Source organism: Sorangiineae bacterium MSr12523, assembly GCA_037157775.1.
GTDB lineage: Bacteria > Myxococcota_A > Polyangia > Polyangiales > Polyangiaceae > Pendulispora > Pendulispora brunnea.
Genome location: CP089982.1, coordinates 4,055,027 through 4,079,431 on the forward strand (window position 1 = coordinate 4,055,027; position 24,405 = coordinate 4,079,431).

Consider the following 24,405-nt stretch of genomic DNA (forward strand, 5'->3'; position numbering starts at 1 on the left):
ATGCCACGTCAGGTACCACCCGAGGTCATTTGCTACACGGACCCACCATCGTCAGGTGGCGTGTCAGGTGGCAGGCGCTTCCATGGGACCCAGATCCTCGCCGGAGAGCACGAAAAACGCCTCGCCGTAGCTCTTGAGGTACTCGAGGGCCGTATCCATGTCCTCTTGCGTATGGCCGCGGGTGACGTTGAGGCGCAAGCGTTGCTCGCCCTGTTTGACGCCCGGGTACACCACCGGAACCATGAAGATGCCGCATTCCAGCAACGCCATGTGCATGAAGAGAGCTTTGCGATCGTCGCGGCACATGACCGGCATGATGTGGGTGTTGCTCAAGCCGAGATCGAATCCCGCTCCGGTCAGCTTCTCACGCATGTAGGCAGCCTTCTGGTGAAGCTCTGCCACGAGCGCCGGACCGTTGTCCTCCAACATGTCCAGGATGGTACTCGCCGCTGCCACGACCGGGACGGGAAGGGCTGCGCTGAAGAGGAACGAGCGCGCGAAGTGCTTGATGTGCTCCACCACTTCCGTGGTGCCCAGCAGAATGCCGCCGATGCCGCCGAACGTCTTGGAGAAGGTCGAGATGACCACGGGCACTTTGCCCTGCAGGCCCTGCTCTTCGAGGATGCCCGTGCCGCGCTTGCCCAGCGTGCCCGTGCCGTGGGCATCGTCCACGATGATCGGCGCGTCGTAGCGCTCGCAGATCTCCACGAACTCCTTGATGTGGGCGCGGTCGCCGTCGAGCGAGTAGACACCCTCGACGATGACCAGCGCATTCTTGCGCTCGCGCGTCTTGAGGATGCGCTCCAAGCTTTTCGAGGAGTTGTGGTTGAAGAAGCGAATCTCCGGGCTGCGCCCCGGCACACCCGCCGCGAGGAAGCTTCCGTCGAGGATGCACGCGTGGGAGTAGCTATCGAGGACCAGCGTGGTGTCCTTGTCGGCGAGCGACACGATGGTGCCGAGCATCGCCTGGTAGCCGGTGGTGAAGAGAAGGCACTCTTCGAATCCGAACCACTTGGCGAGGCGCTTCTCCAGCGCCACGTGCTCCGCCGTGGTGGCCTGCACGCGCGAGCTCGAGAGCCCGCAGGCGTAACGCTCCACCGCCTTGATCGAAGCTTCTTTCACCTTCGGGTGGTTCGTCAGCCCGAGGTAGTCGTTCGAGCTGAAATTGACGACGGGCCTTCCGCCGATGGTCGTGCGAAGACCGCCGGTCTCGAATTCCTTGTAATAGGGGTAAACTTGTTCTTCACGCGCCTGGCGCGTTTGCGCGAGGCCAGCATGCGCCTTTTCGTCTATCCAGCTCACAGGCCGGTAATTGCCATGGAATCCTGGCTTTCGCCAGCATCAACAGCAGCGTAAAGGCTTACTCGCCCGACTCGCCCTGCTCTAGCCGCGCACGGCATCACGCGGCGCGCGCATCACCACCGCGGACGCGTTTCCGTAATAGCCAATCGACGTAACCAGCACGTGGTGCACGTCTTTCGGGGCGCGCCCCGCCACGATGGGGGACGGTGTTGCGCCGCCAAACCAGGCGAGCGCTGCGGCCATGCCCATCGCGCCGCCGGCGCCCAATGTTTCGCCGAGGACCGACTTGGGGGCGGCGATGGGCACATCGCCCAGCACGCGCGAGATGGCTGCAATTTCCGCCTCGTCGTGGGACTTGATGCCCGAGACGCTGCTGGCCACCACGCTGATGTCCCCGGGCTCCACGCCCGCATCGGCAATGGCGATGCGAATCGCGCTTTCCATGGCTTCCTCGGAGGCGAAGATGAGCTCCTCGCCCTCGGGACCGTGGAATGCGGTGCCGTAGCCTATGACCTCGGCGCGCACGTTGGCTTTGCGCGCGCGGGCGTGCTCGAGCGGCTCCAAGACGAGGAGCGCGGCGCCCTCGCCGAGGCGCGTGCCCTTGCCCACGACGCCGAGCCTGCGAAACGCGAGATACAGCGCCTCGCTCATGGCCTCCGCACCGCCCACGAGCAAAGCGTCGGCGCGGCGGGTCTCCAGGTAAATGTCTGCGCACGCAACTGCGTCGAGCGCACCGCAGTTACCGTCGGAGACGGACACGTTGAGCGCGCGCAGGTCCTCCCAGATGCTCACGTAGCCGCTGGCGCTGTTGCTCACCGTATTGGGGAACTTTGCCGGGTTGATGTACCGCGCATCTTCGAGCTGGGCGACGCGATCGAGCTCGGTAATGGCCTCGAGGCTGCCGTACGCGTTCGAGCAACAGATGCCCACGCGCTCGGGGGACGATTGCACGTACACGCCGTCGCGTTTGAACCCGGCGTCGTGCATGCCCAACCGCCCTGCGACCACCAGCAACTTGGTCAACCGGTCGAGCGTGCGCAGGCCCTTGTCGCCGAGGTACTTCGTCGGGTCGAAACCCGGCACCTCGGAAACGGTGTCTTGCGCATTCGGGTAGTTCGTCGCGTCGAACGACTCGATGGGGTGCCGCGGAGCATTGGCCAGCGGCGCGCCCTCGGACAGCGCCCGAAAGAAGGTGTCCTTGCCGACTCCGACGGCGGAAACGACCCCGAGTCCGGTAACTGCGCGCGGCTTCAACGTCTCACCCTTCTTTGCTCTTGCTTGGCTTACGACGCCGCAGCGAGGGCGACTTCTTCCTCGCGGGGATCGCAAATCGGCGGCTCGGGCAGGACGCCCGGGACCGCGAAGCACGTGACGGCGTTGTAGCCACCGAAGGCGAGCGAGTTGTTCAGCACCACCTTGGAGCGTCCCTCGCGGGCCACGTTGGCCACGAGCTCGACGTTGCACTCCGGATCGGGCGTCTCGTAGCCCAGGGTTGGCGGGTAGATGCCCGTCTCGAGGGTCATCACGCAGGCAATGGCCTCGAGCGCGCTCGCCGCGCCCATGCAGTGTCCAATCATGCTTTTGACGCTGGAGATGGGCACACGCCGATCGCCGAACACGTCGTTCATCACCTTGGCCTCCGCGGTATCGTTCGCGCGGGTGCCGGTGCCGTGGGCATTCACGAAGTCGATATCGTTCGACGTGAGGCCCGAACGCGCAATCGCCTGGCGCATGGCCACGATGCTTCCCGCCGCCTCGGGGTGGGGCCGCGTGATGTGGTACGCATCGCACGAAAGGCCGTAACCGCCGACCTCCGCCAGGGCATGCGCCCCGCGGCGAACGGCGTGGGCTTCCGACTCGAGCACCAGCACGCCCGCGCCCTCGCCCAAGATGAGCCCCTGCCGATTCAAATCGAACGGCTGGCAACGATTCTGCGCCATGGCGGCAAGCCGCACGAAGCCGCTGTACTGCAGCTCTTGAAGGATTTCCGCCGCGCCGCTGATGACGACGTCGGCCCGGCCCGAGCGAATCAAATCCGCAGCAAAGCCAATCGCGTAATTGCCCGCCGCGCATGCCGCGGGGAGGGTGAGCACCATGCCCTGGGCCCCAATGGCCCGCGCCACGTGAATCGGAAGCAGCGTCGATCCGTATTTCGGCAAGAGCGCGCGCTTCACGGCCTGCGGGCCGCGGTGGATCCAGCGATGGTCGAGATCCGCGATGATGCTGGCCTCGCCCATGGTCGTCCCAAGGACGACCGCCGTGCGGCCGCCTTTGAGGTGCGGCGCGCCGATGTTCGCATCGGAGATGGCCATGCGGGCGGCGGCGAGGGTCATCGCCGAGCATCGGCCCGTGCGGCGCAATTCGGCCTGCGTCAGGTGGTCCTTGGCGCGGAATTGCTTTACTTCGCCGGCATATTGCCTGCCGAGTCCGCTGGCATCGAAGGACTCGACCGGCGAGATTCCGCTCTGTCCCGTTTCGAGCGAGCGGAAAAACTCGTCTTTGCCAAGGCCGATCGAGCTTACGACGCCGACGCCGGTGATGAAAACCCGCGGGGCGCCTCCAGCGTTTGCCCGCTGGGGCTCGACATGGGGTAGGTTCGAGGGTCGGTTCGTCACGCGCAGCTTATAGCTCCCGGTCCGCGACATGAGCAATCTCCGGACCTGAAAAAATGACGCGTACAACGCTACGCGTGCGCAGGTATTTTCGCTCGGCGGCTCGCTTGCATGCCGGCCAGTCTCGCAGTAAGTGCGGCGCTGAATCCCTCGGCGTCGAACTTGCCGATGGCGACCAGGACTGTCGAATGCAAAGCCCCATAGCTCAAAACCAATCTTCGTCGTACCGCCCGCGGTTTGTGGCTCCTACTCTCGTGGAGGCGGTTCGTTCGCTTGGCGGCGATGACAAGCGGGGTTTTGTGTTCGTGCGCCCCGACGGACAAGAGCGTCTGTGCTCCTTTTCAGAAATCAACGCGGAAGCAACGCGCCGCGCCGCGCATTTGCTCGCGCGAGGGCTGAAAAAAGGCGACCGCGTCGCGCTCGTCATTCCGGACAGCGACGAGTTCGTCCTGTCATTTTTGGGCGCCATTTACGCGGGCATCGTACCCGTGCCGATGTACCCGCAATTGTCCTTCAAAAACGTCGAGAGCTACCACGACACGGTTGCGCATATTACGCGCGCGTCGGGCGCTTCGCTGCTGTTGACGACGACGGGCACCCGTCCGTTCGTCGAGCCGGTCAAGGACAAGGTCGAGGGGCTGAAAAGCATCGTCTCGGTGACCGAACTGGAAGGTCCGGCGCCTGGCGCGATCGACCATGTGAAAATTTCGCCCACTGATCCCTGTTTCTTCCAGTTCACATCTGGGAGCACCTCGCGGCCCAAGGGCGTGGTCGTCACCCATGGCAACCTCGCCGCCAACAGCGAAGCCATCATGATCCACGGTCTGGCCAAGGACTCGTCGGTCGACAAGGGCGTGAGCTGGCTGCCGCTGTTCCACGATATGGGGCTCATCGGGTTCGTCATCGCCCCGCTCTTCACGGATATTCCGGTCGTCTTCTTGCCGACGGCGAGTTTCGTTCGCGCCCCCCGCGTATGGCTCGACACGATCCACAGGCACCGCGGCACCATCACGTACGCGCCGAACTTTGCTTATGCCTTGGTGGCCAAACGTCTAAAGGACAAAGACGTGCAGGGCCTCGACCTTTCGTGCATCAAAATCGCAGGCAGCGGCTCCGAACCCATTCAGGCCAAAACGCTTCACGACTTTGCCGAGAAGCTGAAGCCCGCCAAGTTCGATCCGCGCGCCTTCTTGCCGTCCTACGGCATGGCGGAAGCCACCCTCGCGGTCACTTTCGTCAAGCACATGACGGGCATGCGGGTCGACACCGTCGATTCGCTCGCACTCCAGCAAGGCAAAGCGACACCGCCTCAAAATGGCAAAAACGACGGCGGCACCGGCCATCAGGAACTCGTGTGCTGCGGCCATGCCTTCCCCGACCACGAAATTGCCATCGTGGATGAACATGGAAAGCGCCTCGGCGATCGCGAGGTGGGGGAGATCATCGCGCGCGGGCCAAGCATCACGCCCGGTTACTACCAAGAGCCGGAGCTCACCGCGCAGTCGTGGAAGCAGCACGACGGCGAGACGTGGCTCCACACGGGCGACCTCGGATACATGATCGACGGTGAGGTCTATATCTGCGGTCGTATCAAGGACATCATCATCATCCGGGGTCGCAACTACTACCCGCAGGACATCGAGTGGGCAGTGAGCGAGCTCCCGGGCATTCGCCGCGGAAACGTCGTGGCGTTCAGTGTCGATGTCGATGGCGAAGAGCAGTTGGTGATCTGCGCGGAGGCTTTCCAGAGCGACGCAGCAGGGCTGTTGGAACAAATTACTTCCACGGTCGCCGGCCAAATTGGCCTTTCCGTTCACAAGGTCGAAATCGTCCCGCAGGGTATGTTGCCCCGCACGTCGAGTGGAAAGCCGCAGCGTCGCAAGACGAAGCAGATGTTCCTCGAAGGGACGCTCCCCCAGGCAGGTAAGGCGGGTCGGGCGAATGCGGCCAGCCCCTCGGATTCGAATGGCGGTGAAGGTGTGCAGGACGGCGCCCAGTAAACTGGCGCGGCGGCGCATAACCGTCTACGCATCTCTCGAAAAAGAGAGCAAAAAGATTACGCATGCCAATAGCTTGTCCTTTCGCATCAAAAGACAGCTAAAACGTTCATCCACCCCAACGGCCGCATCGCGATTCCCGCGCGTGGCTCGCGTGGCCGGAGTTATCGGAGAAGGAAAACAGACATGGCGTCAAGTCGGGTAGAGCTCCTGAAGTTGTTTGCGCAGACCGCGACCGAGATCGTGGAGAAGGAGTTCACCAACATCTCGGAGTCCACGGTCATCAGCGAGCTCGGGATCGACTCACTGGGAATGCTCGAGATCGTCGGCTCGATGGAGCGACAGCTCAAGATTCAGCTTCCGGACGAATCGCTCGCCGGAATCCAAACGGTCAAAGATTTGATCGAGCTGGTGGAACGAAAGCAGCAAGGGGTTTGAGCCTGCCAGGGTTCGAGTTAAACGATTCGAGCAAAAGAGCGCGCTTTCGAACGCCCGTGCTCTGCACCTTCAAGAAGTCGGCAGGACGTCATGAACGTGGAGACGGCAGACGGGTACTTATGGGCGGAGATGCACTAGGGAGCAGGGTGACGTGAAAGATCCGACCAAACATCACGAGCGACAAGAACGCCTTTACCGCATGTACAAGGAGTTCTTCGACAAAGCGGAGCGCGAGCGTCGGTGGAATCCCCTTCGCGACGTTCCGTACGATCGCATCAGCGACAACACGCCCGAATCGCTCATCACGGTCGCGGAGACCTTCTGCGCCGTCGAAAGCTTTTTGCCCGACTACGTTTCGCAAGGCCTGAACGTCGTCCGTCCGTACTTCGGTCAAGCTTGGTTCTCGGCGAACTGGGCGTACGAGGAGTCGAAGCACTCCCTCGCACTGATGGAGTACCTGATGCGGTCCGGCCGGCGGACCCCGCAGCAGATGTTCGAGCTGCAGAACCGTTTGATGGAGGTCTCCTGGAAGCTGCCGTTCCACACGGCCCGCCAGATGACCATCTACGGTTGCTTCCAAGAGATGTCGACGTTCGTCATCTACGTGAAGCAAGAGCAGCGGGCGAAGGCCGCCGGCGATGACTGCCTCGCCGCCATCTTCCGATTGAATGCGCGCGACGAGATCGCGCACTGCCGCTTCTACGAGGACGTCGTCAAAGTTCTGCTCGACGAAGATCGTCACGGCACGCTCGTGGACATTTCCCACGTGGCAAAAAACTTCGAGATGCCCGGGGTCGGCATCGTCCCGAACTACGACGACCGCATCGCTGTGATGCGCGAAGAGGGAAAGGTCGACCGAGCGGTCTTCTTCCAAAAGGTATTTTTCCCTGTCTTGAAATATCTCGGTGTCACGAGACAAGAGCTGCAAGAGGCAGCTTGGACCGAGCGCGATCGCATTCAATGCGTGTCCGCGGCCGAGTGAATCGAGTGAGCGTTTACACGACTATGCGATTGAGCGACTGAGCGACTGAGCGACTGAGATAGAGCGATGGCGAATGAGAATCTGAAGGAAGAACTGCGGGCCCTTATCTCCGAAATCTCCGAAGTGGATGACATTCCGGACGATGCGGCTTTCAAGGACCTCGGCATCGATTCGATGATGGGTGTCGAAATCGTCGCGGCGATCGAGCGGCAGTACAAGATCAAGGTGGACGATACGGAACTCCAGGAGATCACTACACTCACCAAGTCGTACGAGCTGGTGAGCGGTAAGTTGGGCAACACCTGATCTCGATGTCGCGGTAGGTGGCGTGGTTCGGGTACGGGCCCCGAACGATGGCCGAAAGACCGTGAGCTGAACGGTCTCAAGTAGAAAGAATCTGAACTGTTTTTCGCCCGTATCACCTCGATTCGCATGGAGCGGCCATGTAGAATCGTGCGGGTGACATCGGTCGGTAAGTACACGTTGCTCCAGGAGCTCAACGATCGCGAAGCGCCGACGTACGCGGCGCGTTGCGCGGGGCTGGATGGGGCATCCGAGCTGGTCGCGATCGAGCGATATGCGACGGACATCGCAGCGGACGCCGAGGATGAAGCGTCGCTGGCAGAGGCCGCGCGCGGCGGCCAGATCCTGACGGAGCTTTACCATCCCAACCTGGCCTCGGTGCGGGACGTGGTGGCCTCCTCGGGGGAAGTGCTCGTCGTGAGCGCCTTCGTCGACGGCGACAGCTACGGCAAGTTGATGCCGGCCGGTCGTGAGAAGAGCTTCGATGCATTTCCCTTCGCGTTGAAGCTGGCGATTGTCTCGGACGTCATCGAGGGCTTGGCCGCGCTGCACGAGTTTGCGCGCGCGCACGATACGATCATCGTGCACGGCGGCGTGACACCACGGAATGTCATCGTGTGCGCGGACGGGCGAGCGCGCCTCGTGCGCGTGTGCAACTTGTTCCCCGAGCAGGTGAGCCCGGCGAGTCCAACGCTCGGGTACATCGCGCCGGAGCTTTTGGACCCGACGCGGCGGCCGGAGCCCAGCGTCGACGTGTTCGGGGCGGGGGTGATGCTCTGGGAAGTGCTCGCGGGCAAGCGGCTCGCGGTGCAAACCAATGCGCCGTTGCTCCTGCTCAAGGAGTTCGACAAAGGTCCGCCGCGGGGCATTCCGCAGGAGGAACTGAGCTGGGCGAAGGCCTTCATCCCCATCGTCGAGCGCGCGCTTTCGTCTTCGGACAAGCGCTACAAGGACGCCGAGCAGATGGCCCGCGCGATGCGTGCGGTGTTCGCCGCTGCGGGCGAGCAGGTGAAGACGCGCGCCACCGTGAAAGACGTGGCCGAGTTCATCGAGGAGGTCTCGGGCGATCGCATCCGCGAGCGCCGGGCGGAGCTGGGCTTCAGTGCACCGCTGCCGCTCACCGCCTCGCGCGCGACCATTGCGCCGATGCGTTCGCGTCCCTCGCTGCCGGAGCTCCCGTCGCTAGGGTCGGTGCCCTTGCCGCTGCCGCCACCGCCGGCGCGCATCTACTTGCCGTCATTGGTCGACGAGGACGAGTTCTCCTCGCGCGGCCGGATCGCGTCGGCGTCGCCCCTTCCGTCCTCGCTGCCTCCGCGGGATCCGTCGATGGATCAGGAAGATCTACCGGCGATGGATCAGGACGAGAACCTATCCGCGCTGGCCCCGATCGTGTCGCCGAACGACACGCTCATCATCGACGAGAAGTCGCGCGAATCGTTCTGGGTGGGCGGCGATCCCACGGACGAGCGGGAAGCCATCAAGGCGAGCAATCCGCCGCCCGGCTTCGACGACGGGGAGCGCAAATTCGAAGATGACGACGAAGACGACGACGGCGCGGTGAGCGGGACGGCCGAGACCGTGCTGCACCGCACGTCGCAGGGAAAGCTGGAAGCGCGGGAGAAGCCTGCCCCTGCGCCTGCACCCGTGGTGAAGGCGGAGTCCTCCTTTCCGCCGCCGGCGCCTCCGCCGCCGCGGCAATCGCTCTTCGAGGATCGGCGCGAGCAGCGCCGGCCCGTCGTTTGGGGTGGCGTGGTGTTGGCCGTGGCCGCGGCCCTGGTGTTCGGGTATGGCCTCGGGCGCGGGCAGAAGCCGGCCCCGGGACAAGCTGCGGCACCGGTGACCAATGTGAACGTGGTGCCCGTGGCATCGGCTGCACCCGCACCGCCTGCGCGTGTGAGCGCCGAGATCACGAATGCCGAGCCGGTCGCACAGCCTGCGGCCGCGGAGCCGGCGCCCTCCGGGGAGCCCGAGGCGGCGAAGGATGCGCCCGCCGCGGCAAAACCGCAGCCCGCGACGGAGATCGAGCTCGTGCCGGAGGGGGCACGCTCCACGGCACGCCGTCCTCGCCCCGCGGCAGGTCACGCCGGTGCGCGTCCGTCGCCTTCGGAAGGATCGGCGCCCTCAGGAGGCTCCGCGCCCGCCGCGCCGGCGGCTACTTCAACGACTTCGCCCGCTCCCGATCCGAGTGCATCGCAAGGACAGACGGACGGGCGGCAGAAGTTCAACCCCCAGGGGATCTAGCTAGAGCACCGAACATGTTGACTCCCGTCGGCTTTCTTCGGATTTCCTTCGCCTCGCTGCGTTGCTCCTCCTCACCATGCTGGAGCATGCCTCGTCGTCGCGCACCTGTCGCGTTGGCAGGCTCGAAACTCCTTGAAATCCTCGGTCCGTCAACATGCCCGGTGCTCTCGTCACGGAACTGAAAACATGCGTTCTTGCTTTCGTTGCCTTCGGCGGCTGACAGCCGCCATGCTCACCATGATTGCGCTCACCGCGGGCGCGGCAACGGCGCATGCCGATGGAGTTCCGCCCGCCGCCGCCTCGCCGCTCGAACGCGAGCAGGCCCAATCGCTCTTCTTGAAAGGGAAGGAGCGTTTCGATCAAAAGAATTACCGCGAGGCGCTCGACTCATTCCGCGCATCGCTCGCCGTGGTGAACAGCCCGAACACCCGCCTTTACGTGGGGCGATGCTTGCAGAACTCGGGCGATCTGCTCGGCGCCTACATCGAATTCGGGCGTGCGGCCACGGAAGCGCGGGAGGCCTCGGCGGCGGATGGCCGCTACAAGCTCACCGCGAGCGAGGCTGCGGCCGAGCGAGATGGCATTCAGCCCGAGCTCGGGTTCGTGACGATTCAGCTCAATGGCGCGGACGATGCCACGCTTCTTCGCGTGGCCGGGCAGAAGGTGCGCGGAACGAGTTCGGAAGCGTGGCCCGTGCTGCCGGGGCCCGTGGAAATCGTGGTCGAGCGCCAGGGCATCGAGGTGGCCCGCCGCTCGGTGACGGTGGCCCGCGGCGGTCGCGAGAGCGTCCAAATCGACGTGCCGCCTGCGCCTGCACCCGGGGGGCCGCCAAAGGAGAACGCGGGGGACTCGGGCCAGACGCTCCGCACGCTTTCCTTCGTGGCCGCGGGCGTGGGCGTTGCGGGTTTCGCGACCTTCGCCATCGCGGGGCTCAGCGCCAAATCGACCTACGATGACCTCGACTCCCGATGCGGGGGCACACGTTGCCGCGACGATGTGCGCGACGACATTTCACACGGCAACACCATGCAAACCGTGGCCAACATCGGCCTCGTGGTGGGCGCTGTCGGCGTGGCCACGGGCATCACGCTCTTTGCCATCGGGCAGAGCAAAAAGAACTCGAGCAGCACCGCGTTGACGGTGACGACCACCGGCACCGGCATCTCGATTCGCGGTGCACTATGAAAGCGCTGCGAAAGCATCGACGCCTTCTCGCGGCCTTCGCCGTCTTCGGCATGCTCGCCGGCGCGGCGTGCACCTACGACTTCCACGCCTTCGATCCCCTCGATGGAAACGGATTCGACGCGAGCCTCGATCATTCGACGGGCAACGACTCGGGCCCGGGCTCCGAAGACGCGGGGCAGGACGTCGACGCCAACCTGCCCACGTGCAGCGCGAAGCCTCCGCCCAGGTGCCTGAGCGAGGCCGGTGCTTGCGGGAGCAACTGCACGGCGACCAAGGAGCGTTGCCGTCAGAACTGCCCGCTGCTCAACCCGCGGCCTTGCCAAGCCGAGTGCGACAACGCGGAAGTCTCCTGCAAGGTCGGTTGCCGCAGCACTTGCACCGAGTGCACCCGCGACGCAGGTTGCGAACAGGGTGACGTCCGGCGCTGCGACGATGCGGTCAACGGCCGCGACGCCGGCCCCGACGCCTGAACAGCGCCCGATCTCGGAGCGCTAGAAATGCGCAAGGTCACGGTCGAGGAGTCGTGTCAACTTGAAGCCACGTCGTGCTGGAACCGCGGCAGCGAGAACAAACCGGCGTGACCGGCGCGATGTTTCGTTCGGAATGACAGTGTCGCCATGCGCTCTGGCGACGCTGACACCCGAAACGGATTGAGGCGCCGGGCTCGCCGGTCTTGTCGCGCTGCCGCGGGTCGACTGCAAAGTACAGGCAGGGCTGCCACAATCCATCGACTTTTGCGGTAAACTGCGCGGCCCCATGTCCGACCGCTTGCCTGAGATGTTCGAAAAGGTGCCCCAAGAGCTGAATTTCCCGAAGGAAGAGCGGGAGATTCTCAAGCTGTGGAAGGAGAAGCGGATTTTCGAGCGCTCGCTCGAAGAGAGCTCCCAGCGTCCGCCTTGGGTCTTTTACGAAGGCCCGCCCACGGCCAACGGCCTGCCGCACAACGGGCACGTGCTCACGCGCGTGATGAAGGACATTTTCCCGCGCTACAAGACCATGCGCGGCTACCACGTGGCCCGCAAAGCTGGCTGGGACACGCACGGCCTGCCCGTGGAGGTCGAGGTCGAGAAAGAGCTGCGCATCCACGGCAAGGCGGCCATCGAAGAGTACGGCGTCGAGCCCTTCGTCAAGAAGTGCATCGACTCGGTGTTCCGCTACACCGACGAGTGGGCGAAGATGACCGAGCGCGTCGGCTTCTGGGTCGACCTGCCCGACGCCTACGTCACCTACCACCGCAGCTACGTCGAGAGCGTCTGGTGGGCGCTGTCCGAGCTCTTCAAGAAGGGCCTGCTCTACCAAGGCCACAAGGTCGTCTGGTGGTGGGCCCAGGGCGGCACCGCGCTCTCGTCCGGTGAGGTCGGCCTTGGTTATAAAGAGGTCGACGACCCCAGCGTGCTCGTGCGCTTCCCGCTCACGGACGACGTCAAGAAAGACGGCGCCGTGCTCATCCCGAAAGATGCCTCGCTCTTGGTGTGGACGACCACGCCGTGGACCTTGCCGTCGAACGCCTATTCCGTCGTCCATCCCAAGCACACCTACGTCGTGGCCCGCACGGAAGCGGGCGCGCGCTACGTCCTGGCGAAGGACCTCGTCGAGGCCATCGGCAAGAAGCTCAAGACCGAGCTCACCGTGGAGCGCGAGTTCCCGGGCGTCCATGTGGTGGGTGCCCGCTACACGCCGCCCTTCGACCTCTACAGCAAGACGCTCGGCACGAGCACGCCGTACTGGACCGTGATGGCCGCGGATTACGTCACGCTGGATACCGGCAGCGGCATCGTCCACACGGCGCCGGCGTTCGGCGAGGACGACTTCCAAACGCACCGCAAGGTGCTCGAGTCGCTTTCGCGCGAGCAGGCGGAATCCCTGCCGCTGCTTTGCGCCGTGAAGCCGGACGGCACCTTCATCGACGAGCTCACGAAGTACGCGGGCCGCTGGGTGAAAGACTGCGACAAGGAGATCCAAGAGGAGCTCAAGTCGCGCGGCCTCTTGGTCCACGCCGAGCTGTATCGCCACGATTATCCATTCTGCTGGCGCGCGGACTCGGACCCGCTCATCCAATTTGCGCGGCCCGCCTGGTACATCCGCACCACGGAGAAGATCCGCAACGCCATCGCGAACAACCGCACCGTCGAGTGGCTGCCGGAGCACATCAAAGAAGGCCGCTTTGGCGACTTCCTCGCCAACAACGTCGACTGGGCCCTGTCGCGCGAGCGCTATTGGGGCACGCCGCTCAACATCTGGATCAACGACAAAACCGGCGCCCTCGAGGCCCCTGATTCGGTCGACGCGATCCTGAAGAAGAACCCGCGTGCGTTCGACCACTTCGAGGAGGCGCGCAAGAAGGACCCGTCCCTCAGCGAGCACCTCATCGTGCACAAGCCGTGGATCGACCAGGTAACCTGGCAAAATCCCGGTGAAGAGGGAACGTACCGCCGTGTGCCGGAAGTCATCGACTGCTGGTTCGACTCCGGTTCGATGCCCTTTGCGCAGTGGGGCTACCCGCACAAGGGGCACGACCAATTCGCCAAGAGCTTCCCCGCGGACTTCATCTCCGAGGCGATCGATCAGACGCGCGGCTGGTTCTACACGCTGCTCATGATCTCGACCTTGGTCTTCGACGAGGAGTGCCAGAAGCGCCTCGGCCTGGAGCCGCGCACGTACCCGCTTCCGTACAAGACGTGCATCGTTCTCGGGCACATCTCGGACAAGGAAGGGAAGAAGGAGAGCAAGTCCAAGGGCAACTACACGCCGCCCGAGGTCATTCTCGACTCCGTCAGCATGGACTTCGGCGTGCTCGATGCCGCCGACCCCAAGCTCGGGGTGACGCCGGCCAAGGGCACCGCGTACATCGCGCGCGAGGACCTCGAGGGGCTCGATCTCAAGGCGGGCGCCGTCGTGCGTGTGTACCGTCCTGACGGCAAGGGCGAGCGTCTCGAGCTGAAGATCGAGATCGGCAAGAAGCTGCGCCGCCGCATCGTGGTGCTGCATCCAGACGACCGCGCGAAGCTTGGGGTGAAGCCCACCGCGAAGACCGACGTACAGCCCGTAGAGGTCCCCCGGCTCCCGGCCGAGGAGCGGATCACCGTCGAAGATCCCTCGTCGTCGGCGCCCGGTGCGGACGCGTTCCGCTGGTTCTTCTATGCGTCGAACCCGCCGTGGAGCAACACGCGCCACTCCCTCTCCAACGTGCGCACGTTGCAGAAGGAGACGCTCATCAAGTTGCGGAACGTGTACTCCTTTTTCACCATCTACGGCAGCATCGATCGCTTCGATCCGGCGGCACCGCGGCCGGCGCTCTCCGAGAGGAGCGAGCTCGATCGGTGGATTTTGGACCTGGTCGGCTACACGACGAAGAACGTCCGCGACAAGATGGACGCCTACCAGCTCTTCGAGGCGACGAAGTACCTCGTGGAGCTCGTGGACGCGCTCTCCAACTGGTACGTGCGCCGAAGCCGCGACCGATTCTGGAAGAGTGGCTGGGACAACGACAAAGCGAGTGCTTATGCCACGCTTTACGAGTGCCTCGTGCAAACGGCAGGCTTGCTCGCGCCGTTCGTGCCCTTCGTTTCGGAGGCGATGTACCAGAACCTGGTCGTCCGCCCGGCGGTCATCCAGGGCAAAGGCGACTCGCTGCCGCCGAGCATCCACCTCACGTCGTATCCGGAGCCGCCGGCCACCTTCGACGACGAGCTGCGCTCCACCATGTACGCCGTGCGCGATGTCGTGAGCCTCGGTCTGCAGGTGCGCACGCAGGCCAAGCTCAAGGTGCGCCAGCCGCTGCGAAGCGCCAAGGTGATCGTGAGCGACGTCGGGTTGCGCAAGCGCCTCGCGCGCTACGAGGCGATGATCCGCGAGGAACTCAACGTGCTCGGCGTGGAGTTCGTCGAGGACTCCCAGGTGCGACAATACGTGACGTACAATCTGAAGCCGAACTTCCGCAGCCTCGGCCAGAAGGGGCTCGGTAAAGAGGCACAGACGCTCAAGAAAGTACTTGCTGACACGTCGGCGGAAGATGCTGCCGCCCTGCATGCACAGGTCGTGGGAACCGGCAGTGTGGTCATCTCCGGCGTGAGCTGCTGCATCGACGATCTCGAGGTCGCGTTTACCACGCACGAGGGATTTTCCGCCGCCGGCGATCGTGTGGGCGTCGTAGTCCTCGAGACGACCCTGGACGACGAACTTCGCGATCTCGGATTTTTGCGCGAGGTCCAGAGCCGCGTGCAGGCTGCCCGAAAAGATCAGGGGCTCGAATACACCGACCGCATCAAGCTGTGGCTGTCGGGTGGAGAGCGACTCGCGAAGATTATCGCGACGTACGGCGATGCGCTCGCGAAGGAAGTCTTGGCCGCCGAGGTCCAGGTCGACCAACTTGGCAAGAGCAACCGGCAGCGCGACGAGGTCGATATCGACGGCGAGACGGTCGGAATCGCCATCGAGAAAATCGGCTAGCCCCCTGGGGATCGTTCGACGGTCCCCTCGGTCTCTCTGATATCGTGCAAGGGTGGGGAAGGGGAGAGAACAGGTTGCACTAGCGGTGGTCGCACGAAAGCCGCAACTGGCGCGCGCCGAGGTGATCGACAAAGCCACGCGCGCGCGCTTCGAGAGCGAGATCGAAGGAGCGCTCAAGAGGCGCCCTCCGAACGAGGCCAAGTTGGCCGGCGCCCTTCGCGCCATCGCTCCGTACAGCGCGAGTGTTCGCAACGCGATGGCCGAGGCCCTGGGCATCATGGTGCGCCGGAGCGCCTTCAAGCGCGAGCTGTACGCCGCGTCGCTGCGCTCCCTGGCGGATGCGGACGACAAGCGCGTGGCCTCGCTGTTGCGGACGGCGCTCGGGGGCGAAGATGCCGGATCGAGCGCCGCGCTGAGCGCGGCATGCTTCTGCACGGATGCATCGCTCGCACCGGCGCTGGGAAAGCTCGCGGCGGCGCGGCAATCGCATTTGGCCTTCGGCGCGGAGATTGCGCGGGTGACGCGTTCCGAGTCCAACGGCGCGCACCTCACGTCGTTGGCGCCGATGATCAAGGAGAGCCACCGCATCGCGCTCTGCACGGAAATGCTGGTGCCCTTGGCGCGGGCCAAGCCCGTGCCGCTGGCGATTGCTCCGGCGCTCAAGGTCTTGCGCGGGGCCGAGCGGCACCTGGGGCGCTGGCTCGTCATGGCGGAAGTCGCGGCCAAGTCCGGCGATGCCGGTCCGGCCGAGGAGGCGCGGGAGAAGTCCAAGGTCGGCCCCTCCAGTGCGCGGGCGGCCTGGTCGCTGGTGTTCTGGGCGCTGACGGACGCCGTGCAGCCGATCGAAGGAACCGTGGCGCCGCCGGAAACGCGGCCGACGGTGGAGCTCATTGCGCGGCTGTCCGACCGGCCCAGCGCCGATCGCGATACGACGTTTCTCTTCCGCCTGGCACGTGCCCGGGCGACGTTGTGCCGTCCCATGCTGGAGGCGTGCGTCAAGGCCCTCCCGCTATCCGACGAGGTAGCGGTTCGCGCGGCACTTTACCTCGCGCGCGACCACGGCCGGGACGATCTGCGCCAGGCGCTGGTCGATGCGGCCCACGGCGATGGCGCGGGCCCTCGCCGCGAGGAGCTGCGCGGGTTGGCGACGGCGGCGCTGTGGGATCTGGGAATGGCCGACGTGGCCGTGCCCCTGGCGGAGGAACTGAGCGCCTCGAAATCCATTGGAAACGTGACGTGGGGCGCGCTCACGCGTGCCGCCTCCGTAGCGCGAGCCCGGGTGCTGGCGAACCCAAGCGGCAGCGACGGCCATGTCTCGGGTGTGACCCCGACCGCCGAAAAGCCTCTCCTCCACGAGACCGCGGTGCGGTGGATCCAGTGGGGGTGGCTCGAGTAAGCCTCGGCAGGCACGCGCGTACCAGGCGAGTACGGGGCAAAACTGGCAAGTGCGGGGCAGGTGCTGGCCAACTGACGGGGGCCAGCTACATTCCTAGAGAATGGCATCGTCGCGTGGACTGGGCTTGCGCGCCGCGTTCTTCGGGATCGCAGCGTGGGCCTTCGCCGCGCAGGCGGATGCTCTCGTTGGCGCCGTGGACGACGACGTGCAGGTCGTCTTTCGTGATGGTGCGGGCAAGGACATCGACGTCGCGCGCGAGCATGCTTCGCTCGAGCGCACGCCACCGGAGCGTGCCCCGGCGACGGCCGACGCGCACTACGACGATCCCGATGCGTTGCGCGTGGTGGTCGCCGCCGCCACCGCCACCGCGCCGGCCCTGAGCCTCGAGTCGATTGCTGCGTCGGGGACGAAGCTCGACCGCCTCCCGGAAATCGCGCTCGAGCCCGTGCCGTGCGGTGCGCAGATGTCCTCGAAGCTTCACTGCTTCGCCAGCGCGCCACTTCGTTTCGTGGTCGACGAGATCGACCGCGCCCACCCCGTCGTGGAATCGCGTTCGGTGCGCGCCGAGGTCGGCGGCGCCATCGTGGTGTCCGGCAGGGGGCGCAAGCTCACGACGCTTCGGGTGGCGGGCCCGCGGCAATCGCCGGTGGGGCCGATTCCGCGGCTGCGAGCCACGTTGCGGCCGTTCGTCCTGCGCAACGTTCCCGGCGGCGGCCCGGCCATCGGCAGCACGGATGCCGGGGCGATTGCGGCGCTGCGCACGGAGCTCGCGTTGGCGTCGGCCGTGTGGGGTCAGTGCGGCGTGACGTTCGGCCCGGCGCAGACGCTCGATGTGCGGGTCATCGATCCGCCGCCCTCGCACCTCGTGGCCTTCGGCGACGACATGGGCCTGCCTGCCGGTGGCGGGGAGGTGCGCGTGCGCGCCCTCGGGCGCAATCTGGTGGTGCAGACGCGCCCGCGTGACTCGGCGGACCGCGTGGCGCGCCAGTTTGCCGAGGCGGCGACCCGCGCGGGCCTGGTGGCCGTGGTCTCCCCCAATGCGCGCATCGGTCCGGGTGCCATGGGCAGCGTTGACGTGTCGCTCCGGCGCAAGGGCGGCCAGCTGGTCGCGGCCGAGCTGATCGCCGCCACGGATCCCACGTTGAGCGTGCGCGTCGGGGCCGTCGATTTCTCCGACGGCCTGCAGCACTTCGGCGACATGGACTCGATGGCGGGGACCTTGGAGGAGCGCACCCTGATCAAGGCCCTCGACGACGGTGATCCCACGACCATCGAGCTCATCGTGATCCCGCAATTTGCCGGTGGCGGCCGCATCGGCGAGTCGTTCATCCAGAGCGATCTCTCCAGCGTGCGCAACGTGGTGCTGCTCGATCGCGCCGGCATCCGCGCACGCCGCAGCAGCCTCACCCTGGCCCACGAAATGGGCCACGTGCTCATGAACATCCCCGGGCACCCGGACGATTACGGCATCGATACGCCGACGTTGCTCATGGACTCGGATGCCTCCGACGCCTCGCCCTTCGGTCCGCGTCGGCTCACCGTCGACGAGTGCGCGCGCGTGGTCCGCGAATCAGGCCCCAAGGCGAAGATCCCGCTGCTCACCGAATGGCCCCTGGGCCCCCTGAAAGAAACCGGTAAGTAGTGCTCCCGCTGTTCGAGTGAAGAAATTCACATGAAGGCGGGAAGGCGGGAAGGTTTTTGAGATGGGTGGGAGCGCGAGCCCTCCATTCAAAAAGCTCTTTCCTTCCCGTCTTCCCGCCTTCATGTGAATTCTCTCTTCTTTACGCCGTTGCCACGACGCGGCGGAGTAGCTCCAGGGCGACGGCTTTGCGCGTCTCGCCGCTGGGGCCTACGCATGCGGGGCATCCGTCGGTGCAGGGGCACCGCTCGATGAGTCGCAGGGCACGCGCCACCAAGGTCTCGCGCTGCTCGAAGATGCGCTGCGAGAGACCGGTTCCACCCGGCACGTGCTCGTACAGGAACAAGGTCGGGTTGTAGCCCGCCGCCGGCCCCCCGCGTGTCTTTCGCGGAAGGGAAACGGTGGTGCCCTCGGCGCCTTCTTCCTCGTGCGCATCGCCGAGGCTCGTCCCGAGATCGCGCGGATCGCACATGAGCGCCAACGTCGCCACCGTTTCCAGCGCGATGCCGATGCCGCGCAGCGCATCGATGGCCGCCGCACGCCCCGCGGCAATCTCCGCGCACACGCGCTCGGGTACGGTGAACCAGAAGGCCGTCGTATGCATCTGCATCTCGGGCAGGAACACCTCGCCGTAGCCGGTGTTCTCGTGCGTGTAGAACTTGATCTTCTTGTACCCGACGACCTTCTCCACCACGCTCACCTCGCCCCAGCCGCTGGGCCAATCGGACGTGGTCGTCGCTGGACCGAGGGCGCTCTCCTCGAGGATGGAGATGTTCGTGTACGTCATCGCATCCGTCCAATAGTCGGGCTCCACTTTGCGGACGAACGCCTTGTGGTTCTCGTAGTCGAGCTTTTCCACCTGCCAGCACTCGCCATCGTGCTGGTAGATGGCCTGCTCGTGCAGCATCGTGTGCGACCCTCGCCAGTCGAGCTCCGCGATGGCCTTGTCGCGGGCGACGTCCACGATGACCACGTTGTCCCATCCCACGCTGCGCAGCGAAACGTTGTTCGCCGGGTACGCGTCCGCCGCCCAATGGAACGTGCCGCGTGCCTCGTGCAGCACCTTGCGCTTCGCGAGGAACTCCAGCGCATCCACCGTCTCCTCCGAGGTGAGGCCGCCAAAGCGCTCGCCCCGTGCGAACGGCAGCTCGAAGGCGCCGCACTTCAAGTGCTGGATCAAGATCTCCACGTTGTCCGGGTCGATGCGCGCTTCTTCGACCGGCGCCCCGAGCAGGTACCCTGGCTCCCGCGCGAGGTACTGATCCACCGGCGCGCTCGACGTGATGAGCACCGCAATGGAAAGCCCGCCGCGCCGCCCCGCACGCCCGAAGCGCTGCCACGTGGCCGCCACCGAGCCCGGGTAGCCCGCGCAGATGACCGCATCGAGCTCCCCGACGTCGATCCCGAGCTCCAGCGCGTTCGTGGCCACGATGGCCAATAGCTCGCCCGCGCGGAGCGCGCGCTCGATCTCGCGCCGCGTCTCGGGCAGGTACCCGCCGCGGTAGCCCATGATGCGCGACGGATCGACGTCCTTGCCGACGCGTTCGCGCAAGTAGCGCAGCATGATCTCCACGTTGTTGCGCGAGTGCCCGAAGATGAGCGTGGGCACTTTGGCGCGCACCAGATCGGCCGCGAGCATGACCGCCTGCTTCACGTAGCTCGCGCGGATGCCCAGCTCCGCGTTGACCACCGGCGGATTGAACAGGAAAAACCGCCTGTCGCCCCGCGGGGCGCCGCTTTCGGACACGAGGGCCACGTCGTCCACGGGAAGGCCGAAAAGCCGCGCTGCGTGCTCGCGCGGGTTGCCGATGGTCGCCGTCGCACCAATGAGGATCGGTCGAGAGCCGTGAAAGGCGGCAATGCGCTGAAGGCGCCGGAGCACGTTGGCCACGTGCGAGCCGAACACGCCTTTGTACATGTGCATCTCGTCCACGACGACGTAACGCAGGTTCTGAAACGTGCGCGCGAAGTTCGCGTGGTGCGGCAGGATCCCGGTGTGGATCATGTCCGGGTTGGTCAGCAGCACGCGCCCCCGCTCGCGTGCGGCCCGCCGCGCATCGCCCGGTGTGTCGCCGTCGTAGACGATGGCCGGGCTGCCGAGCCCCGCGTGGGTCATGAGCTCTTGCAAGCTCGCTTCTTGATCGCGCGCGAGCGCCTTCGTCGGAAATAGGTAGATGGCGCGCGCATCTGGATCCTCGCGCAGCTTGGAGAGCATCGGCAGGTGGAAGCAGAGGCTCTTGCCGCTGGCCGTCGGTGTAGAGACCACCACCGCGTGGGGACGATCTTGTGGAGCGCGCGCCAACATGAACGCGCGCGCTTGATGCGTGTACAATGCACCAATCCCGCGCTGCCGCAGCGCACCTTGCAGTGCGGGGTCCAGGTCCTCGGGGAAGGGAACCGTGTGCGCCTCCTGCCCGGAGAGATGCTCGTCCGCGCAGAAGCACGGCCGCACCATGTTGCTTTTCAACCAGCGGTCGAGAACGGAATCGACCCCGCGTTCCTCGGACCAAGCGGCAGCACCCGAAAACGGCATGGCGCGATACTAAACAAATGTATCGTGCACCTCAACTTAACGAAGCGCGACCGGGTTGATGATGGCTTGGGTCGTCCCCGTGTACTTCGGGTGGCCCAGAACGAAGAGGAACTCGTAGGCCTTGTCGCGGGCCAGTTCCGAGGTGCGGATGTTCTCGAGCACGTAGATGCCGTTTTTCGCAATCAAGGTCTGATTCACCTCGAACGTGCCCGCACCCGGCTCGCCTGGAACGACCTCGACGGCCCATGTGTCGGCGCCGATGGCCACGATGCCCTTGCTGACGAGAAAGCGCGCGGCCTCGCGGTTGATGCCGGGGCAACCTTCGAGAAAGCGCTTGTTGTCCTTGCCCATGAGGCCGAGCCATCCCGTGTGAAGGAGCACGATGTCGCCTTTTTGCAGGGTGACGCCCTGTTGGCGTGCGACCGCCTCGAGGTCCGCCGCGCCGAAGGGCGTGCCTTCACGAATCATGTCGGTGCCCAGGTGCGCGGCCATGTCGAGCAACACCCCGCGCGTGACGAGCGGTGGCAATTTTTCGAGCCCGAGCTTCTTCACCCCGTGGATGGTGAGAATGTCCTGCTCCTTGTGGCCGTTGTAATAGACGTTCTCGATACCGACGTGCCCGAGGCCATTGAGCTGCGTGCCCACGCCCATCCAGCCTTCGATCATCTCGTCGTTGTAGGTGAGGCCCTTCGTGCCGATGCCCTTGCCGGCTGGGTTCTCGGGCTGGGTCATGTACACCTGGAAGGTGCGGTGCCCGTAGGCCGGTGTCTGGCTGTTCACCTCGATGCCGAGCGAGTACGACTTTCCCGTGGTCACCAGCTTTGCAGCATTGCGGACCAACGCCGGGTCGAGGCGATTGGCGGCACCGATTTCATCGTCGGGGCCCCATTCACTGGGGCCGGCTTGCAGCACGTCCTCACGCGGCTCGTGGAGCGCGGCCTGCGATTCGGAGCAGGAAAGGGGAGCCGCGATGGCGGCGAACAGAGAAGAAAGCCCGATGAGCGTGCGTGTTTTCATGCCGCGAGAGGATGGGCCGGCCCTTCGCGGTGCGGGAGCTTGAGAAGATGCCAACGGCGATGGCATTTTTGCCAAACGTCATGAACTGGGACGATTTGCGGTATTTGCTGGTGCTCGCGCGGGCGACGACGTTGGCGCGTGCGGCCAAAGCCATTGGCGTCGACCAGAGCACGGTGCGACGGCGGCTCGAGGCGCTGGAGACCGCGCTCGGTGGCGCGCTGGTCGATCGGCGGCGCGAGGGGTGGCGGCTCACGCCGCTCGGGGAGCGGGTGGTGGAGCATGCGCTGCGGCTCGAGTCCGATGTCGCGGAGATTGCGCGGCTGGCAGGTGCCGACGACGATCGGCCCGAAGGCCAGGTGGTGATCACCGCGGGGGAGGTGCTCATGGCCGAGTTCGTGGTCCCCTACCTGGGCGATTTCGGCGCGGAGTACCCCAAGGTGACGTTCGACCTGCGCGTGAGCAACCACGTGCTCGATCTCGCACGCGGGGAGGCAGATCTCGCGGTGCGCATCGTTCGTCCCGCGGAGCCGGCGTTGGTGACGCGGCAGGTGGGAACGCTTGCCGTGGGGCTTTATGCCTCGCGGAAGTATCTCGAGGGGCGCCTTCCCGTTGATGCGGGCGATCTTCGTGGGCATCGCATCGTCACCTACGATCGATCGCTGGCCCATTCGCCCGAGGCGACGTGGCTTGCGTCGCGGATCGATCCCGAAAAGATCGTGGCGCGGAGCTCGAGTCCCTTCGCGATGATGGCGGCGGTGCGGGCAGGGCTGGGCATTGGGCCGCTGTTGTCCGTCTTCGCGGAGCGCCAGCCCGAGCTCGTGTGCGTCGTGCCATCGGATACCCTGCCGCGGCGGTGCGTGTGGCTCGTGGGTCATCCCACGTCGCTGCGCACGTCACGCGTGCGGGCCGTGTGGGAGCACTTGGCGGCGGCGTTCGAACGCGAGGCTACGCCGACGGAAGCTTCTGCCCGCGCATGACCACCTGGTAGTCGCGCACGGCAAAGCCGGGGAGCTTGCGGACATCCGACACCTGCACCGCGTCCCAGGGCACATCGTGGATTTTGCCGGTCACGTCATCGATGAAGTGATGGTGCGGCTCGGTCTTCGGATCATAGACGAGCCTGCCTTCCGCCAGGATGAACTCGCGGAGCAGCCCTTTTTCCACGAACAAATTGAGCGTGTTGTAGACGGTTGCCCGGCTCAGCATGGGAAAGCCGCTCCGCACGTTGTGCCAAACCTGGTCCGCCGAGGGGTGTTCCTCCGTGCGGAGCACGTATTTTGCGACCGCCACGCGCTGGGCCGATGGCTGAATGCCATGATCGCGCAGAACGTCGACGACATCCGGCCCCAGGCCCTGATCACCCTTTTCTTGAGGCTCCGCAGGCTTCACACCACTTAGACTGAGTCCAAAAGTCGACATAGTCAATGAGATGCGCACTAGTCGCGCGCATCGAAATTGCGTATCTATCCCGCGGCCTGGAATTCAATGGACGAAACCACCACATCAAGCACCACCGTTGCCGACGCCCCGGCGGCGGACACGAGTGCGCCCGAGGCGCAGTCTCTCCAGTCTCTCTCTACGCCCGCTTCTCTTGAGAGCTTTGGGGCCGCCGCCGAGGTTGCGCCGGATGTTCCGCGGCTCGGTGTGCCGTTCGGCTCATCGGGGGCCATCCCCGGCGCCGAGGGTAGTGGTTCGCCGTCCTACGTCTTTCTCGCGATTGTTTCGGTCATCTCGCTGGTGGCCGACGTGGCGACCAAGCTTTGGGCGGAGCGTACGCTCGATGGGTACCCCGGCATCATCCACGTCTGGGAAAACCACGTCGCGTTCATCCTCGCGAAGAACCGCGGTGGAGCGTGGGGCCTTTTGCAGTCGACGAGTGAAAACGTCCGGCGGCCGTTCTTCCTCTTGGTTTCGGCCGCGGCCATCGCGTTCATCGTCACCTTGTACCGGCGCCTTCAGCCGCGGCAGCGCGCGCTCAAGTGGGGCTTGCCGCTGGTGCTCGGCGGCGCGCTGGGCAATGTGTTCGACCGCATCCGCTACGGCCACGTCATCGACTTCATCGACGTGCATGCCGTCTACAAGGGGCAGGATCATCACTGGCCGACCTTCAACGTGGCCGACATCGCGATTTGCGTCGGCGTGGCGTTGATGGCCATCGACATGTTCTCGGCGCGCAAGCCGCGCCGTCATGAGGTGGAGCCCATCTTCGTGGCGCCGCCCGCACCGGTCGAAGCTCCGCCTGCGCCCGTGGAGACGGTGGAAACGGCGCAGGAACCCGCCCCGCCGGAAGCGTCCAAGTCGGCGGAGTGAC

Annotated in this window: 18 protein-coding genes; 12 read left to right on the forward strand and 6 right to left on the reverse strand. The window is 65.2% G+C overall.

The window, feature by feature from the left end; genetic code table 11:
- Positions 1-63: 63 nt before the first annotated feature.
- The 3 genes from LZC95_16355 to LZC95_16365 form a co-directional block, all read right to left on the reverse strand.
- On the reverse strand, positions 64-1,302 hold the full coding sequence (locus LZC95_16355; GenBank protein WXA98396.1) for a pyridoxal phosphate-dependent aminotransferase family protein: 1,239 nt from the start codon (positions 1,300-1,302) through the stop codon (positions 64-66).
- A gap of 81 nt (positions 1,303-1,383) precedes the next feature.
- A complete protein-coding gene (locus tag LZC95_16360) occupies positions 1,384-2,556 on the reverse strand; it encodes a hypothetical protein (protein ID WXA98397.1) in 1,173 nt (390 codons plus the stop codon).
- Between the two features lie 29 nt (positions 2,557-2,585).
- Positions 2,586-3,917: a beta-ketoacyl-[acyl-carrier-protein] synthase family protein gene (locus LZC95_16365; protein ID WXA98398.1), complete on the reverse strand. Its 1,332-nt coding sequence runs from the start codon at positions 3,915-3,917 to the stop codon at positions 2,586-2,588.
- Between the two features lie 302 nt (positions 3,918-4,219).
- Between LZC95_16365 and LZC95_16370 the strand changes: the two genes are divergently transcribed.
- The 10 genes from LZC95_16370 (at position 4,220) to LZC95_16415 (ending at position 18,547) form a co-directional block, all read left to right on the forward strand.
- Positions 4,220-5,914 carry a fatty acyl-AMP ligase gene (locus LZC95_16370; protein ID WXA98399.1) on the forward strand — a complete coding sequence of 565 codons (1,695 nt, stop codon included), beginning with the start codon at positions 4,220-4,222 and terminating at the stop codon, positions 5,912-5,914.
- Positions 5,915-6,097: 183 nt separating this feature from the next.
- Complete coding sequence (locus tag LZC95_16375; protein ID WXA98400.1) at positions 6,098-6,349, forward strand: acyl carrier protein; 252 nt, start codon at positions 6,098-6,100, stop codon at positions 6,347-6,349.
- Between the two features lie 151 nt (positions 6,350-6,500).
- Positions 6,501-7,331 carry an acyl-ACP desaturase gene (locus LZC95_16380; protein ID WXA98401.1) on the forward strand — a complete coding sequence of 277 codons (831 nt, stop codon included), beginning with the start codon at positions 6,501-6,503 and terminating at the stop codon, positions 7,329-7,331.
- Between the two features lie 66 nt (positions 7,332-7,397).
- A complete protein-coding gene (locus LZC95_16385) occupies positions 7,398-7,637 on the forward strand; it encodes an acyl carrier protein (protein ID WXA98402.1) in 240 nt (79 codons plus the stop codon).
- Positions 7,638-7,790: 153 nt separating this feature from the next.
- Positions 7,791-9,875, forward strand: a complete 2,085-nt coding sequence (locus LZC95_16390; GenBank protein ID WXA98403.1) for a protein kinase — start codon at positions 7,791-7,793, stop codon at positions 9,873-9,875.
- Between the two features lie 228 nt (positions 9,876-10,103).
- Positions 10,104-11,060 (forward strand): hypothetical protein, encoded by a 957-nt coding sequence (locus tag LZC95_16395; protein WXA98404.1) that lies wholly within the window; start codon positions 10,104-10,106, stop codon positions 11,058-11,060.
- Positions 11,057-11,530 carry a hypothetical protein gene (locus tag LZC95_16400; protein ID WXA98405.1) on the forward strand — a complete coding sequence of 158 codons (474 nt, stop codon included), beginning with the start codon at positions 11,057-11,059 and terminating at the stop codon, positions 11,528-11,530. Before LZC95_16395 ends, LZC95_16400 begins: the two co-directional genes overlap by 4 nt.
- A 286-nt stretch (positions 11,531-11,816) precedes the next feature.
- Positions 11,817-15,509 (forward strand): isoleucine--tRNA ligase, encoded by a 3,693-nt coding sequence (gene ileS / locus LZC95_16405; GenBank protein WXA98406.1) that lies wholly within the window; start codon positions 11,817-11,819, stop codon positions 15,507-15,509.
- An 85-nt stretch (positions 15,510-15,594) separates the two neighbouring features.
- Entirely contained in the window at positions 15,595-16,905 is a 1,311-nt protein-coding gene (locus LZC95_16410; protein WXA98407.1) for a hypothetical protein, read from the forward strand.
- A gap of 100 nt (positions 16,906-17,005) precedes the next feature.
- The gene (locus LZC95_16415; protein ID WXA98408.1) at positions 17,006-18,547 is read left to right on the forward strand and encodes a hypothetical protein; all 1,542 of its coding nucleotides are present in this window, start codon (positions 17,006-17,008) and stop codon (positions 18,545-18,547) included.
- Between the two features lie 139 nt (positions 18,548-18,686).
- On the opposite strand, the gene LZC95_16420 is transcribed toward LZC95_16415, so the two are convergent.
- Together LZC95_16420 and LZC95_16425 are read right to left on the reverse strand one after the other, a co-directional pair.
- Positions 18,687-21,077: a DEAD/DEAH box helicase gene (locus LZC95_16420; protein WXA98409.1), complete on the reverse strand. Its 2,391-nt coding sequence runs from the start codon at positions 21,075-21,077 to the stop codon at positions 18,687-18,689.
- Positions 21,078-21,113: 36 nt separating this feature from the next.
- Positions 21,114-22,094 (reverse strand): cyclase family protein, encoded by a 981-nt coding sequence (locus tag LZC95_16425; protein WXA98410.1) that lies wholly within the window; start codon positions 22,092-22,094, stop codon positions 21,114-21,116.
- 59 nt (positions 22,095-22,153) lie between these two features.
- Here LZC95_16425 and LZC95_16430 point away from each other — a divergent pair, with 59 nt between their 5' ends.
- Entirely contained in the window at positions 22,154-23,071 is a 918-nt protein-coding gene (locus tag LZC95_16430; protein WXA98411.1) for a LysR family transcriptional regulator, read from the forward strand.
- Here LZC95_16430 and LZC95_16435 read toward each other — a convergent pair.
- Complete coding sequence (locus tag LZC95_16435) at positions 23,040-23,513, reverse strand: transcriptional repressor (GenBank protein ID WXA98412.1); 474 nt, start codon at positions 23,511-23,513, stop codon at positions 23,040-23,042. The genes LZC95_16430 and LZC95_16435 overlap by 32 nt on opposite strands.
- A gap of 66 nt (positions 23,514-23,579) precedes the next feature.
- On the opposite strand from LZC95_16435, the gene lspA reads away from it, so the two are divergent.
- Positions 23,580-24,404, forward strand: coding sequence for a signal peptidase II (lspA, locus tag LZC95_16440; GenBank protein WXA98413.1), 825 nt, complete (start codon positions 23,580-23,582; stop codon positions 24,402-24,404).
- The last annotated feature ends 1 nt before the right edge of the window (position 24,405 follow it).

Bases quoted from the DNA above. Each gene is read 5' to 3' on its own strand.
- LZC95_16425 (WXA98410.1), bottom strand. From the start codon at position 22,094: ATGAAAACACGCACGCTCATCGGGCTTTCTTCTCTGTTCGCCGCCATC.
- LZC95_16415 (WXA98408.1), top strand. From the start codon at position 17,006: ATGGCATCGTCGCGTGGACTGGGCTTGCGCGCCGCGTTCTTCGGGATC.
- ileS (WXA98406.1), top strand. From the start codon at position 11,817: ATGTCCGACCGCTTGCCTGAGATGTTCGAAAAGGTGCCCCAAGAGCTG.
- LZC95_16385 (WXA98402.1), top strand. From the start codon at position 7,398: ATGGCGAATGAGAATCTGAAGGAAGAACTGCGGGCCCTTATCTCCGAA.
- LZC95_16430 (WXA98411.1), top strand. From the start codon at position 22,154: ATGGCATTTTTGCCAAACGTCATGAACTGGGACGATTTGCGGTATTTG.
- LZC95_16395 (WXA98404.1), top strand. From the start codon at position 10,104: ATGCTCACCATGATTGCGCTCACCGCGGGCGCGGCAACGGCGCATGCC.
- lspA (WXA98413.1), top strand. From the start codon at position 23,580: ATGGACGAAACCACCACATCAAGCACCACCGTTGCCGACGCCCCGGCG.
- LZC95_16375 (WXA98400.1), top strand. From the start codon at position 6,098: ATGGCGTCAAGTCGGGTAGAGCTCCTGAAGTTGTTTGCGCAGACCGCG.
- LZC95_16435 (WXA98412.1), bottom strand. From the start codon at position 23,513: ATGTCGACTTTTGGACTCAGTCTAAGTGGTGTGAAGCCTGCGGAGCCT.
- LZC95_16420 (WXA98409.1), bottom strand. From the start codon at position 21,077: ATGCCGTTTTCGGGTGCTGCCGCTTGGTCCGAGGAACGCGGGGTCGAT.
- LZC95_16400 (WXA98405.1), top strand. From the start codon at position 11,057: ATGAAAGCGCTGCGAAAGCATCGACGCCTTCTCGCGGCCTTCGCCGTC.